Raw genomic sequence first — 14,927 nt, forward strand, 5'->3', positions numbered from 1 at the left:
TAGCATGGCGTTGTTATTTTAAACGAGCCTAAATATGAACGTAATTAGTCAAACACCAGCACAAAAAAAGCCAAATCGTAGTAAACGGTTTTACATTCACTGTAGTGCAAATTCCTTTGTAGTGATGATTGCCTGTTATTACTGTTTAGTTATAAACATTCCTTTTATTCAAGGTTCGTTTAGCGCCATAACCTCTCTTGCATCTTTTTCATGGCTATTTTTACTTTCAGTCCCGCTACTTTTGTTATGCCTTTTAATTATTTTCTTTTCGATAGTGTCGGTTAGATGGTTATTAAAACCAGTTAACTATCTTTTACTGATAATTTCGAGCGCCGTGCTTTACGGCTCATTAAATTACGGTGTCGTGTTTGACTATTCAATGATTCAAAACACGTTCGAAACCGATTCAAGCGAAGCGCTGAGCTATTTAAATCCGCAACTCATAGCCTTTTTACTGTTGTTTTGTGCGCTACCTGTTTTTATATTAAGCAAAGTAAAAATACACTTTACTCGCCCTCATCAAGAAGCGATTAGCCGCATAAAACTTATTATTGCCTGCTTAACGCTAATTGCTTTAGTGGTCGCTAACTTTTACGCCGATTACGCAGCCACTGGTCGTAACAACCGCATTTTGAAAAAAGAAATTATTCCGTTTCAATACCTCTCTAGCGGTTATAAATATATGCGCGATCAGCTGCTGTATACCAATATAGAATTTAAAAATATAGATGCAACACCCACTCTTATTGCGCCTAACACCACCAGCGTAACCGTTATGGTTGTTGGCGAAACCGCACGAGCAGAAAACTTTGCTTATCAAGGTTATAAGCGCAACACAAATTCTTACACACAAAAGTACAATGTGACGTATTTTAATAATGTGGCGTCTTGTGGCACCGCTACTGCTGTGTCTGTGCCGTGTATGTTTTCACTGCAAACACAAGATAACTTTGATCGATTAGCAGCCGACAACCAACAAAACCTGATTGACTTAGCACAACAAGCTGGCAGCGATGTATTGTGGGTTGATAATAACAGCGGCTGTAAAAACGTATGCCCTCGTGTTGTTAACATTGATATCCCAACCACCCCATCAGCGCTTTGCGATGGGAAATATTGTTTTGATGAAGCACTCCTTGCTCCACTTAAACGCAAACTCGCTAATTTAAGCCAAGCTAACACCGTTCTTGTCCTACATATGATGGGCTCACACGGGCCAACTTACTTTAAACGCTACCCAGATAAGTTTAAGCAATTTACGCCTACGTGCGATAGAAGCGACATTCAAAACTGCTCACTCGATGAATTAGTTAATACCTACGACAACACAATTGCGTACAGCGACTTTGTTAACGCCCAAGTAATTGAGCAATTAAAAGCACTGCCAAACAACATAGATAAGCAGTTTTTATATGTCTCTGACCATGGTGAATCACTTGGCGAAGCCGGTGCTTATTTGCATGGTTTTCCGTATAGCTTTGCCCCAAGTACACAAACACATGTCCCCCTTTATATGTGGGCTGATGAGCATAACCAGCGCATTACTAATACCTGTTTAGCTAATTTAGACACCCGCGCTGCGCGCTCACACAACAATATTTTTCACACCCTTTTAAATTTAATTGGCATTAAGAGCAAAACATATCAGGCATCGCTTGATTTACTTGCTAGCTGCCAAACAACACCAAGCGAAATACAATTATGAGCAATAAAACCGTTATAAAACGCCAAGGCTTAATGCGCCTTATTTTTACCTTAAGCCATTCTTTTAACGGCTTAAAATGGATGAGTCGATTTGAAGCGGCGTTTCAACAAGAGTTAGCACTGTTTTCGTTACTCGGTGTGTTTGTGTGGCTACAAGAAATTGCACTAAGCGACAAGTTATTACTGATAGCCAGCCTGCTTTTTGTATTGTTTGCTGAGCTGGTAAATACGGCAGTTGAGGTTGTAGTTGATAGAATTGGCAGTGAATACCATGAGCTTTCGGGGCTAGCTAAAGATATTGCCTCTGCAAGCGTGTTTATAGCTATGCTAATTGCCGCTCTTATTTGGTGGGCTGTGTTATGGGCATAAAGCTAACTTTTATACCTAAAATACAAAATGCACTTGGCCCTGTATGGATTTTTGTTGTATTTACTGTTTTGGCACTTAGCTTTTTAACACTTGCTCGCTTTGGATTAAGTGTATGGCAAGGGGAGCGTGTATTTGGATCGCATGCGTGGTTATCTATATTTATAGGTGGGTTAAGAGTAGATATAGCCACTCTAAGCTACATTATTATGCCCGCATTACTACTTAGTTTACTGACGCAAAGCGTAGGTTGGCAAATTAAAGTACGCGGCCTCATTAAAATTTATTTAGTGGGGATGTCTGCTTTACTCGTTTTTTTTGAAGTGATTACGCCTACATTTATAAACGAATACGATTTACGCCCAAACCGCTTATTTATAGAATATTTAATTTACCCTAAAGAAGTCTCAAAAATGATTTTTTCAGGCTATAAGTTAGAAGTATTTATTGCTGTTATAGCACTTATTTTAAGCTGTAAATTTGCAGGTAAAGTATTTGGCAATCAATGGCAAAGTACGTCATCACTAACAGGCTTAAACCAATCAATTTTAGCGCTCGTTTTAGTATGCTTAACTATTTTGGGCGCGCGTAACTCATTAGGGCACAGACCACTTAACCCCGCCATGGTCTCGTTCTCTACTGATCACTTACTTAACGACTTAACCCTTAACTCACTTTATAGCGTCGCATTTGCAGTTAAGCAACTCTCTAACGAGCAATCAAGCCAAGACTATTATGGCAAAATGCCTACCGATGAATTGCTTAGCATTGTGCGTAGTAACATGCAAAACACGCAAGCCGCATTTAATGATGTAACCGCCCCTACAAAAACGTTTCATGAAGCAAGTAATATAGGTAAACCCAAAAATTTAGTCATTATTTTACAAGAAAGTTTAGGTGCTCGTTATGTAGGCACGCTTGGCGGTTTACCGCTTACACCTAATATAGACGCCCTTTATAAACAAGGCTGGGGGTTTGATAATTTATACGCCACGGGTACACGTTCAGTGCGTGGGATTGAGGCGGTAATTACAGGGTTTACACCCACACCTTCGCGTGCGGTTGTTAAGCTTGATAAATCACAACGTGACTTTTTTACCATTGCTGATTTTTTAGCGAAGCAAAATTACAACACGCAGTTTATTTATGGTGGCGAAAGCCATTTTGATAACATGCGCAGCTTCTTTTTAGGCAACGGTTTTAAAAGTATCGTAGATACAAATAACTTTAATAAAATAGATTTTAATGGCTCGTGGGGCGCATCAGACGAAGACTTGTACGACCAGGCCGACATAGAACTTACTAAGCTTAAAAATCAAAACAAACCCTTTTTTAGCCTTATATTCTCAAGCTCTAATCATAGCCCGTATGACTTTCCTGACGATAAAATAACGCTGTACGATAAACAAAAACAAACCCGTAATAATGCAGCAAAGTATGCCGATTACGCACTAGGCACGTTTATCGAAAAAGCTAAAAAATCGAGCTACTGGGACGACACTGTATTTATAGTTATTGCTGATCACGACTCGCGTGTATCTGGGGCGAGTTTAGTACCGGTTGATCACTTTAAAATTCCGGCCGTTATTTTTGGTAAAAATATTACCCATAAACGAGATAGCCAACTAGCCAGCCAGCTCGATATTCCTGTGACTCTACTGTCTTTAATTGGCGCAAGTGGTAAGCACCCTATGATAGGTCATGATTTATCAAAGCCAATTAGCGACAACAAACAACGCGCAATGATGCAATACGACAAAAACTTTGCCTACATGCACGATAATAAAGTGGTGGTGTTACAACCACAAAAATCAGCAACCACCTATACGTATAGCAATAACCAGCTTGTGCCATGTGAAAACGATGAGCAACTAGTTAAAAAAGCCCTAGCCCACGCGAACTTGGGTAATTTAGCCTACACAAATGGTTGGTATCATTAACCAAGTGACTTGATAATAAAGCCTTGTTAAAGTAACAAGGCTATTTTTATAAACCGAGTAAACATGAAAATCCTCGTTATTGAAGACTCTGAAGCACTAAGACGCAGCTTGCAAGTTGGCCTTAGCAACCTTGGTTTTACCGTAGATGAAACTGGTGATGGCTCAGAAGGGTTGAGTATGGCACTGAGTGGAAACTACGACCTCCTCGTGCTTGATTTAATGCTACCGAGCGTTGATGGCATGAGTATTTTACAAGCACTGCGCAGCAGTAATAGCCAAAGCCGTGTGCTAATTTTATCGGCACGAAGTGAGCCTCAAGATAAAATTAACGGCCTTATGAAAGGCGCTGACGATTATTTAACTAAGCCATTTTCGTTTGAAGAACTCCATGCTCGCGTCCTTGCATTACTTCGTCGTGGTTCACTGCAAAACCAACAAAATACCCTTACCGTAGGTGATTGCGTATTAGATCTGTCACTTAAAACGCTTCATTACAAGCAACATGCCATTGAGCTCACGCGTAATGAATACAAAATAATAGAATGCTTATTTAACGCCCCAGAGCGAGTATTGGGGCTTGAGCTTATAAGTGAAGCGGTGGTAGGGCAGTTTGATATGCTCTCTAAAAATGCGCTTGAAGCACACATCTCAACCATACGTAAAAAAGTAAGACAGTTTGATGGCGAGCTCCCGATAAAAAATAAACGTGGATTTGGTTATGTCGCAACAACAAAATAAAAATCACTCAATAAAACGTAAACTCGTTAATAATATTAGCGCTGTGATCTCTGTTATTTTATTCACCATATTTTTAACCGTTGATCTAAGTGTTGATACTTGGGTGGAAGATCAGTTCAATCAGTCTCTAACTAACAAAGCTAACTACTTAAAAACCTTAGTTGAGGATGACAACAACGTAGTTGAATTTGATTTTGCTGGTGAGTTTATGTCGGAGTATGAAGCAGCCGATGCCACGGAGTTTTACCAATTATGGCATGGCCGTGATGTGTTTGAGCGCTCGGACTCATTAGAGCTTTATGAAAATGCTAACCTACCTTTTTTAGAAATGCCGATAAACGAATCTAAAATTATAGATTACGAGCTTCCTAACGGGCGTGATGGCCGCGCACTTATAAGTCACTTTGTAGCCCAAAAAGACGATAGAAACCCCACTCACTCTGCTGTTTTTAATACCATGACTCTTGCGATTGCAGCGCCGACAGCCGAACTTAATAAAGTACTGATTATTATTGATGTGGTCTTTATTTTAACCTGTGTACTTGGTGTGTTTGGTGTGCGCTATTTAGTGACACGTATTGTAAATAAAGGTCTGCACCCGCTACACAACTTAAACGACCAAATTAAGTTACTCGATATTACCGGTGTTGCGCAAACAATAGAAAGCGACTTTAAAGTAGAAGAAATAGAACCTATACGTAACGAGCTAAATAAGTTTATTACCGTTAATCAGCAACTCTATAGTAATGAAAAACGCCTAACAAGCGACATTGCACACGAGCTTAAAACCCCAATAGCTGAACTAATAAGCCTCTCAGAAGTGGCTATTCGCTACCCTGACGATAGACGCATTAGCGACACCTATACCAGTGATGTGCTTAATATTTCACAGCGTATGAAAACGATTGTTAGCAACCTATTACTGTTGCAGCGCTCAAGTAGCAGTGCAATGCAATTAAATGCACAAAATATCATTCTAAATAACCTAGTAAATCAAATTGTTGATGAGCTGACCTTTAAGCACCCAACTATTAAAGCGCGTTTAAATAATGAGATAACTGACGAGTTTACACTTAATGCTGACGAATTTAGTTTAAATACCATTTTATGTAACTTAATCGATAACGCACTATTTTATGGACTCCCTGAGGCACCAATTAAATTAACTGCCGTAAATAACAGCACAAACATGACCATCTCTGTTAGTAACAAAGTAAATAAACCACTAAGTAGTGAACAGCTCACTGCTATTTTTGACCCGCTCTATCAGCTAGATTCATCTAGAACTAATAACCAGCGCCATGGTTTAGGATTATCAATTGTACAGAGCTTATGTAACTTAAATGGCTTTACTATCACGGCCAGTAATACCGAAAGCAATACGTTAACGTTTATATTAACGTTACCTCTGAAGTAAATTTAGGTTAGTATTTACACTACTAACCTTCGAGATTTTAAGGACAAACCATGAATGCTCTTACCCGTATTAGCCACTTTTTTATTGTGGCATTGCTTATAACATTTAGCCTTAACAGCTATGCAGCTCCCGCCTTATATAAAATAGAAAAAAATGGCGTCAGCTCTTACTTATTTGGCACTGTACACGTTGGTGATGCCAGCATGAAAGGCTTACCTAAAAATGTAACCGATGCAATTAGCGCAAGCAAAGAAGTCATTGTTGAAGTTGATATAAGCAAACTTACACCACTTGAAATGCAACAGCGCTCAATGCCATTTATGATGCTAAGTGACGGTAAAACATTACAAACTGAGCTTTCAAAGCAAAATTATACCAAGCTAAAAAATTACTTTGCTAAAAAGTCGATTGATATTGCTATGTTTAATGGCTTAAAGCCTTGGGCTGTTATGGTGACTATGATGCAAATTGAATTTCAAAATGCAGGATATTCAGATAAAACCGGCATAGACAAGCAAGTGCTTAGTTATGCTAAAGAGCATAATATTAAAATTGGCGAGCTTGAAACCCTAGAGCAACAACTGCAAATGTTTGATGGCATGGCGCTATTAAGCAATGAAATGATTGAAGAAACCTTTGAGCAACTCAGCGATATTAATACTTACTTTATCAAATTAGTTAATGCCTGGAAAAACGGAGATATGGATACACTAACCGATTACTACAACATGAGTTTTGATGACAGTAATTATGGTGAAATTAGCGAGCAAGTAATGCTAACTAACCGCAATAATAATTGGGTTAAACAACTCACACCGCGTTTAGCAAACGAGCAACTATTTATTGCCGTAGGTGCTCTGCATTTACCTGAAAAACACGGGTTACTTAAACAGCTACGAGATAAAGGCTTTAGCGTTACTCGTCTTTAAAATAAAAATGGGTTGAGTGAATTTTCGCTCAACCTTTCTCTGAGCTTTTAATTAAAGTCTTCCATTTTTAAGTAATTCTCTATTTTTTTAATTTTGTCTGCCGCATGATGATTTACATAAATCACAGTACTTGTATTAGCAGCACAAATTTTCTCTATTAGTAGCAGTACACGTTGCCTGTTTGCTTCATCTAATCCTAAGCAAGGTTCATCTAAAATAAGTAACGTTGGATGCTTTACCATAGCTCGTACAATTAAAAGCATACGTTGATCGCCGTACGAAAGCTGGGTGAATGAGGTGTTTTGCTTGTCACTTAAACCAATAAATGCCAGCCACTGTTGAGCAATATTAACTTGTGCGTCGCTCGGCTTTTGATATAAACCTATGCTGTCATAAAAACCAGATATAACAGTATTTAAAGCCGATATACTTACGCGATAATCCATATGTAGCGCGTTAGATATAAAACCAATATGCTGTTTTATATCCCAAATACTCTCCCCGGTTCCGCGTTTAAAACCGAACACTTCAATGTCATTGTTATAACACTGTGGGTTATCACCTGTTATTAAATTTAATAGGCATGTTTTACCTGAACCGTTCGCTCCAGTAAGCTGCCAATGCTGATGCTTTTTTATAGTCCAATTGAGATTTTTGAATATGCTTACGTCACTATAACTAACTTTAGCATTACTCAATTTAACTAAGGTATTACCAGTGAATGTCTTTTGCTCTTGTTCGGTATCAGGAGATGGCACATCCAATGAAGTATGCTCTAAATGAAGTAGTTTTAGTAAGTCACTTAATTGCTCACTACTTGGCTTTGCTAAAGTATGTAACAAGCAGCCTTGGTTTACATAACCATAGTGAGTAATGAATGAAGGCATTTCGTCTAAGCGGTTTAGCACAAAAACAAAAGTAATCGTGTGGCTAAGCTCTATGAGTATTTTATTAAGTTGCTGGCAAGATTGTACGTCGAGTCCATCAAATGGCTCGTCAAGTACGACTAACTCACTATGGGAGCTGAGTGCTTTTATAAGTAGGAGTTTACGAGTTTCACCCGTTGAAAGGTCTCTAAAATGCCTATTTAGTAATGAGCTAAATTTAAATAATTCTATTAGCTGCGCTAATAACTCATCATTATTACTATGCCCTGTAAAAATAAGGTCTTTAACGAGGGAGTGCTTTTCATGCTCTAATTCTTGAGCTAGTAACTGTTTATGCGAATCTGAAGACACGAGCATAAGCTTATTAATACTACTTATACGCTTACCACTTTCGCACTTAGCTTCACCAACTAACGCAGCTGTCAGTGCAGATTTACCGGCTCCATTAGCACCTAGAAGCAGCCAATGTTCTCCTAGATTCACTTGCCAATCTAGGTTGCATATGTCGTAACGACTTTTGCCTTGCCCTTGTAAGTAACCATTAAATTGCTCAAGCGTAATTGACTGCACTAACTTTTCCTAATAAACCTTAAAACAGCAAGTTAACGCATATTAAAAGAGCTTAGCAAGCTTGTTATCTGCAAAATTAATTTATTTCACTAGGGCGTGTTGATCTTTGTGGATTGAAATTTGTTCAATCTAAGGGCGATTAAATCGCGGCGCGAGGTTTGTAACCTAGTGGGCTAAGTAAAAACCGAGTAAAGCTTCCGCGTCCTGCTCACGCCCCTTACCTACATCCATGTAGGCAACAAAGAGTTAATCGTCCCTAGAAAGAACCCAATGGGCAGCGCATGTTTGGTATTTATGCTGCGTTATCGCCTATTTATGGGGAATAACCACACTACATAGGCTCTGCCTTGCCTAAAAACCAAACAGTCTGCTGCAAATTCAACTACCAAAGATCAACACGCCCTAGCAACGCTAATACTATTTAATGCGTCTTTAATTGCTTGCTGGCTTATTGGCTTATGAATATGGAGGTTAGCTCCGTATTCATAAACTCGCTCTATATCATTTTGTGAAGTATTTGCTGTTATAACAATAATTGGCATTACTTTATTAAGATCAGAGCGTATTTTTTTAATCGCCTCAAACCCATCCATTACTGGCATATTTAAGTCCATAAAAACAATATCGTATTGATTTTCACTCACCATATCGCACGCGACTTTGCCGTTTTCAGCGCAATCATAGCTTAAACCTAATAAGCTAAGTATGCGGGTCAGTAATATAGTATTTAATGGATTATCTTCAACGACTAAACACTTTAGTTTGTCATTTATTTTACGAGGGTTTGGGAGAGCTTTACTGGCAATTATTGGTAAGTGCAAAGATACCAGCGCCCCATGGGCTTCATTATTTTTGAAGGTAATTTCACCGTGCAACGCCTTTACAACATACTGAACCCGAGTGAGACCTGTTCTTAATCCTTGAAAATGGTTTGTTTGTTTAAATGAGTCAAATTCAAGATCAGTAATCTCTTTCGAAAAACCACAACCAGTATCACTTACAGTGACACAAAGTTCATTATTAAAAAGCTTTGCAGAGACAGTAATTTCACCCTCTGTCGTAAACTTAATAGCGTTACTGATTAATTCTGTAAGCGTATGCTGCAAACGTTGATGATCCAATTTACATACACAATTTAATGATTCATCTAAACAACTAACTAGTTTTAGGCCTTTTTGCTGACAAGCATGCTCGTAAGCCATTAGTACTTTATTACACGACTCTAGAAGGTTTTCATTTTTAAATTGCGGTACCCACTTACCTGTACTTAAAGCTTGCAAGTCCTGCAGTTCATCTAATATGGCTATTAACCTAAGTGCACAGTAATTAGCTTGGGTTTTAACGCTTTGCTGCGTATCAGAAACCTTTAACTCCTCAATAGACGTAATAAGACCCTGTAAAGGAGTTCTAAATTCGTGACTTGCTCTGGCAATAAAATGCTCTTTATTTTGACTCACTTGTTGAGCGAACTCTTTTTGCTTTTGGTATTTAGACAATGCGTTACCTATTTCTTTTTCCATTGGCATAAATACAAACCTTAACTCTACAAGTAGTAAAAACATCGCCATAAGCCAAAATAATAATTCAAGATTAGATACCCAGTTCAATTTTTGGACAGCTTGCTCTTCAAATAAATTCACTGCATGATCTAGTTGCTTTAATAGCTCTTCAACCTCAGTTACAGAGAATATACGCTTATCTACTTGGCCTTGTTGATAAAGCAAATTTTCCGCTTGCTGGATATATGTTGCAACTTGGGAATCTAGTTTATGAGGAGCTAACGTATATAGCTTAATAAGCTTAGGTGTAAGGTACTGATACTCTCCATTAGCATTTTTTGAAAGTAAGTAATTATGAGTTTTTTTGAATGATACGACTGATGTCTTTAACGCTTTAGTATGCTCAGAAATATTTGTTGCCGATAATAATAACTCATTACTATGCCAAGCTATTTTTTGAGAAAGCATTCTCTGCTTACCAGCCATATTTATTATTTTTGCGTCATATTTTTGCACCGAAAAATAATACTGCATAAGTGATGCTGATGTGCTTATTAATAGTGCTATTGCTATTAATGCCCATCGGTAACGAGTACGGATATTCGCGACAACTTTAAACATACTAAGCCCTGTTTTTGTTTTAAGTGTAGCTCAATTTTTTAGAACTAATAAGCAGCTTAAATAATGATTATTAAATAAAAAAGCCCAACTAAAAAGTTGGGCTAATAAAATAAAACTATTTAACTATCTATTTTCTAAACGGTTATAGTCGAACATTCCATATTCTATCCCACGATATTTTTTAGCTGTATCGTGCAATATATCGCTGTATTGCCAAAACTGTGGATGAGTACGTCGTATACCAAACTTAGATTTCAATGCACCATAATCAGCTTCTATTTGCATCATAGGCAATTGCTCGGCAAAAGCATTTACTTGCTGCTCGTTATTTAAATACCAAATAGCTGCTGGATAATCTCCGATAAACCCAGGAACAATAGTCGCAGTATCTTCATCATAAGCACGTTGGCCATCTTCGTTTAATAAACTAGATATATTGTAGTGCGCATTATGATGAATAATAGTGTAGCCCTTATGGCTATTATCTTCTTGCTTTACAAGTATAAAAGAAAGCTGAGGTAATAAGTTAACCGCTTTTGCTGGCATTTCACTTATTACATTTAACGGCTTTGCCACTTCAGTGTAGTTGTATTTTTCACTTAAAACTGGCGCTAAGGCTTCTTTCATCAAGGTATATAGTTCATGCTGTGGATCATCAGTTTCATAGTTAATACCACTGGGCTGGCTAAATTCTCGGTTACTTTTAAAGAACTTAGATAAGTCAGGTGGTGAATTACGATACCACTGCTTTTTGATTTGATTACGCTTGTGCTCAGGTAATAGAGCTAAAAAGTTTTGCTCTCCCTCTAAACGTAAAAAATCCATATATAAACGTGTAACCAATTGATGGCCTATATTTCCGTATACATCAAAGCCTGCCACAAGCAAATAATGAATACGTTCAAATAACGCATAATCAAGTATCCACGTGGTTTTAGGCTCTTGACCAATAAAACCTTTAACAACAGTTGCACTATCAAAATGGCGGAAAATAGTCAGTGCAGCATTTTTATTATGCCCATCACCTTTCCAAAGCAAGTCAGTTGTAAGATGCTCGCCACCTTTGAACATTTCGTTTGCAAGCTCAACTTTTGCCTGTAAATATTTTTTCTCACGAACTGAATATTTAACCCAGCTAGAAATAGGTAACGCATTACTTTCCTCTGCGGCAGGAAGTTCTAGAGCTTCTTCATGTTGCATTAGCATTTCCCCTACAGCAGGAGTCGCAACCTTATCAGGATCAGCAAATGCCACCCAAAAGTGATCATTTATAACATTTAAAGCAATCTGACCACGACAAACAGGCCCTTTTATAAAGCCCATAATAATTAACTCTGCTTCATCAAGCATAAATTGATATTTAGAATTAATAGGAATAACTTCAAAAGTTTTAAATGGGTTAGATGCTGACTTAGGCTCATAACTCGGCATTTGCGTAACTGTATAATCTGGCGCAATAAACTGCTCGTACAAACGCAGTAATTTAGTTTCATTAAGCTCAAGTGGTAAATGCGTTTTAGAAAGTATGGTTGTACGCTCTTGCATAAAACGATAATAAACACGGCTAACTTTAGGGTCATCGTATGGACGACGCGTATTAATTAACTTTATTTCCTCACCAGGAGGCGTACTTGAGCGAACTAGTTTGAAAAAGCTTTGTGGGTTTTCTGACGTAAAATAAATATGTGCTAAAAACCAATGTTCATAAATATAACGTGCTGATAACTGATACTTTAAGTTATCTTGATTTAAAAATGCTTCCCAGCCCTTTATTTTATTCTGATCATACTTACTTGGTGGCTCAATATGTGACATTTTACCGCCATTTTTAAGCCAGTTCTGTAAATGATTAAACTCTTCGCGCGAAACCCCAGGTAAACCATAAGGCATACCGCCATGAGGTTGCTCGTCAGCTAATCGGTCAAACTCCCCCATTGTTGCACAGGTTTGCGAACGCCCTAATGAAAAATCAAATTCATCATCTAGCACTTCATTAGTTGGTAATTCATAGCTTTGCTTTAACACTAAACTATTAAATAAAACACTTCCCGCTAAGTTTGCTTCTTCACTTTGTACGCGCTCATTTAGCACTGGCGTAAAGTTTTTTTCTCGCCATTGCTGTGTATTGGTTGCATCAAACAATAAACGGCTTGGGGTCGTTGCCAATAAACGAGTTCCATCGTAAACGAGCTCTTTACTCAAACCTCGATCAATACCTTCAGGGGATGAGAGCTTAAGCTGGCAAGGTGCATCGTAACAACCATGGCAAACGACGCAGCGGGTATCGAGTACTGGTTTTACGTTTTGTAAAAAATCAGCTCCAGCAAGGGTAGAATGTGGAACGATACGTTCTTGCGCTTGTTCAGGGCCAAATAAATCATCGTAATGTGCATTACCTAAGTAAGCACAGCCACTAAGGATAATTAATACGAATGTACTTATTATTATTTTTTTCATTCGTCCTCGTCACCTAAATCGAAGGTAGGCATCATATCCATTTGAGGGGAAACGAATGTTTTTTGACCTTCAGTATTCAAAACAATACTTAAAAGAGGCCCATGCGTTAATGTTATCTGCGCATCATGCTCTTGCTCTAATATACTTAAATACAGAGAATCAGTTATAAGCAACTCATAACCGCTAACGGTAATAGCTACACTGCTATCTTCACTTGGATTTTGGCAAATTTGAGCAAGTAACTCATCATCAAGTCCAATTGATATTTCAAAATCAGGCTGCTCTAAATCTCTATTACTTAATGATTCATCTAATAGAAATAAAGGAAGGGTTAAATTGCTATTTTGTTCAAATTCCATTGCGTTCTCTGCACTTTCTGACGATTTAATTGGCGAGTATTATAACAAACTAGCGAGTAAATTAACGCTAAAGCTAATGTAACCGTTTAAACGTCATCTATAACAGATTCGATCACCGAAAATACAGCACCTTGAGGGTCGTATATAACACTAAAACGACCAACATCGGGGATATCTGTTGCAGGAACACATACTTGTCCACCTAGGCTAGCGGCTTTATTTACTGCTGCATCGCAGCTCTCTACTGCAAAATAAATCATCCAATGAGCAGGAATATCTTCAGGCCAGTCGCTTGTCATCTCAAGCATACCGGCAATTGGCTGTCCATCAACCAAAAATAAAGTGTAGTTCATACCTTCTATTGGCTTTATTTCACTTTCCCAGCCTAGTAAAGCACAGTAAAAGTCTCTACTTACTTTACTATTTCTGGTTGCTAACTCATGCCAATAAGGCGTGTTTAATTCACCTAAGTACTTACAACCTTTATGCTCATTGCCTTGCCATAGTGCAACAGTGGCACCTACAGGATCTTTTAGCATCAACATTCGTCCTGCATTCATAACATCATGAGGACCGGCAATAACTTCAGCACCTAGTTCTTTAGCTTTTAGCGCACAATCATCAACATTGTCGACGGCAATGTAAGCCAACCAATGACTTGGGATCCCTTCACTAATTTGCTCTTTAGGCATTTCATACATAGCGGCTATATCACCACCTTGCTTTTGTAGCATGGTGTAATATATGTCCTCCCCAATAGGTTGATCGTCATACCCCCAATCAAATAATGATGTATAAAACGCCTTACCATCTTTCCAATTATGCGTACAAAGTTCTGACCAACAAAAAATGCCATGTGGATGATTATCAATTTCACTCATTATTAAACCCTTATTATTCTATTTTTATCTAAACGAGCTCTGTCACATTTTATAAACTACATAATTGAACAGATCATAAATTGAGATTAGAGCAATAACTAAGCGGAGTCGATAAAAGAAGGGCAAGAATTCGTTATTCAGTTGTTTCATATATGAGATTTTTAACGCAGTTAGCGTCAGATTTAATCCCTCAAATTGATTAAATATTATTGCTGATCGATATAAATGATTTACTAAGAAGTCCTTCGCTCTAGAGGAATCCCTAAATCACTTTTTTGCAGACGTAAAAAAGCCCGAATCATTAGATTCAGACGCTCTACAATATAAAGTCGGTACGCTACGCAGTATATCAGCGTCGGGAGTCGCTGCACTCGCCCGCCCTACATGCTAGGTGTTGACGAGTGTACATTAATTGCGCACACTTCACTTTTCTGCAGACGTAAAAAAGCCCGAATCGTTAGATTCGGGCTTTCTACAATTTGAAGCCTGGTAATGTCCTACTTTCACATAGCAAATGCTACACTATCATCGGCGCTGTTTCGTTTCACTACTGAGTTCG

General features: G+C 38.1%; 11 protein-coding genes. 6 read left to right on the forward strand and 5 right to left on the reverse strand.

Annotated elements, in window-relative coordinates:
- Positions 1-34: 34 nt before the first annotated feature.
- The 6 genes from I6F54_RS07180 to I6F54_RS07205 all read left to right on the forward strand — a co-directional run bounded on the left by I6F54_RS07180 (position 35) and on the right by I6F54_RS07205 (position 7,094).
- Positions 35-1,705: a phosphoethanolamine transferase gene (locus tag I6F54_RS07180; protein WP_197140517.1), complete on the forward strand. Its 1,671-nt coding sequence runs from the start codon at positions 35-37 to the stop codon at positions 1,703-1,705.
- A complete protein-coding gene (locus tag I6F54_RS07185; protein WP_024605310.1) occupies positions 1,702-2,073 on the forward strand; it encodes a diacylglycerol kinase in 372 nt (123 codons plus the stop codon). Before I6F54_RS07180 ends, I6F54_RS07185 begins: the two co-directional genes overlap by 4 nt.
- Positions 2,064-4,010 carry an LTA synthase family protein gene (locus I6F54_RS07190; protein ID WP_197140519.1) on the forward strand — a complete coding sequence of 649 codons (1,947 nt, stop codon included), beginning with the start codon at positions 2,064-2,066 and terminating at the stop codon, positions 4,008-4,010. Before I6F54_RS07185 ends, I6F54_RS07190 begins: the two co-directional genes overlap by 10 nt.
- A gap of 63 nt (positions 4,011-4,073) precedes the next feature.
- Positions 4,074-4,748, forward strand: coding sequence for a response regulator transcription factor (locus I6F54_RS07195; RefSeq protein ID WP_007377292.1), 675 nt, complete (start codon positions 4,074-4,076; stop codon positions 4,746-4,748).
- The gene (locus I6F54_RS07200) at positions 4,729-6,165 is read left to right on the forward strand and encodes a sensor histidine kinase (protein WP_165741078.1); all 1,437 of its coding nucleotides are present in this window, start codon (positions 4,729-4,731) and stop codon (positions 6,163-6,165) included. Before I6F54_RS07195 ends, I6F54_RS07200 begins: the two co-directional genes overlap by 20 nt.
- Before the next feature lie 50 nt (positions 6,166-6,215).
- Entirely contained in the window at positions 6,216-7,094 is an 879-nt protein-coding gene (locus tag I6F54_RS07205; RefSeq protein ID WP_197140521.1) for a TraB/GumN family protein, read from the forward strand.
- A 47-nt stretch (positions 7,095-7,141) separates the two neighbouring features.
- On the opposite strand, the gene I6F54_RS07210 is transcribed toward I6F54_RS07205, so the two are convergent.
- The 5 genes from I6F54_RS07210 to I6F54_RS07230 all read right to left on the reverse strand — a co-directional run bounded on the left by I6F54_RS07210 (position 7,142) and on the right by I6F54_RS07230 (position 14,368).
- Positions 7,142-8,551 (reverse strand): ATP-binding cassette domain-containing protein, encoded by a 1,410-nt coding sequence (locus tag I6F54_RS07210; protein ID WP_197140529.1) that lies wholly within the window; start codon positions 8,549-8,551, stop codon positions 7,142-7,144.
- A 392-nt stretch (positions 8,552-8,943) separates the two neighbouring features.
- Positions 8,944-10,671, reverse strand: coding sequence for a response regulator (locus I6F54_RS07215; protein WP_165728078.1), 1,728 nt, complete (start codon positions 10,669-10,671; stop codon positions 8,944-8,946).
- 123 nt (positions 10,672-10,794) lie between these two features.
- Positions 10,795-13,128 carry a fatty acid cis/trans isomerase gene (locus I6F54_RS07220; RefSeq protein ID WP_165724898.1) on the reverse strand — a complete coding sequence of 778 codons (2,334 nt, stop codon included), beginning with the start codon at positions 13,126-13,128 and terminating at the stop codon, positions 10,795-10,797.
- On the reverse strand, positions 13,125-13,487 hold the full coding sequence (locus tag I6F54_RS07225; protein WP_165728076.1) for a hypothetical protein: 363 nt from the start codon (positions 13,485-13,487) through the stop codon (positions 13,125-13,127). The genes I6F54_RS07220 and I6F54_RS07225 overlap by 4 nt, the downstream gene beginning before the upstream one ends.
- Positions 13,488-13,573: 86 nt before the next feature.
- Positions 13,574-14,368, reverse strand: coding sequence for a VOC family protein (locus tag I6F54_RS07230; protein WP_197140531.1), 795 nt, complete (start codon positions 14,366-14,368; stop codon positions 13,574-13,576).
- Between the last annotated feature and the right edge of the window lie 559 nt (positions 14,369-14,927).

The sequence above is a fragment of the Pseudoalteromonas sp. SWXJZ10B genome, assembly GCF_015864475.1.
GTDB classification, from domain to species: domain Bacteria; phylum Pseudomonadota; class Gammaproteobacteria; order Enterobacterales; family Alteromonadaceae; genus Pseudoalteromonas; species Pseudoalteromonas arctica.

Coding starts and splice junctions, on each gene's coding strand:
- I6F54_RS07180 (WP_197140517.1), top strand. CDS start 35: ATGAACGTAATTAGTCAAACACCAGCACAAAAAAAGCCAAATCGTAGT.
- I6F54_RS07185 (WP_024605310.1), top strand. CDS start 1,702: ATGAGCAATAAAACCGTTATAAAACGCCAAGGCTTAATGCGCCTTATT.
- I6F54_RS07230 (WP_197140531.1), bottom strand. CDS start 14,368: ATGAGTGAAATTGATAATCATCCACATGGCATTTTTTGTTGGTCAGAA.
- I6F54_RS07195 (WP_007377292.1), top strand. CDS start 4,074: ATGAAAATCCTCGTTATTGAAGACTCTGAAGCACTAAGACGCAGCTTG.
- I6F54_RS07190 (WP_197140519.1), top strand. CDS start 2,064: ATGGGCATAAAGCTAACTTTTATACCTAAAATACAAAATGCACTTGGC.
- I6F54_RS07215 (WP_165728078.1), bottom strand. CDS start 10,671: ATGTTTAAAGTTGTCGCGAATATCCGTACTCGTTACCGATGGGCATTA.
- I6F54_RS07200 (WP_165741078.1), top strand. CDS start 4,729: ATGTCGCAACAACAAAATAAAAATCACTCAATAAAACGTAAACTCGTT.
- I6F54_RS07225 (WP_165728076.1), bottom strand. CDS start 13,487: ATGGAATTTGAACAAAATAGCAATTTAACCCTTCCTTTATTTCTATTA.
- I6F54_RS07220 (WP_165724898.1), bottom strand. CDS start 13,128: ATGAAAAAAATAATAATAAGTACATTCGTATTAATTATCCTTAGTGGC.
- I6F54_RS07205 (WP_197140521.1), top strand. CDS start 6,216: ATGAATGCTCTTACCCGTATTAGCCACTTTTTTATTGTGGCATTGCTT.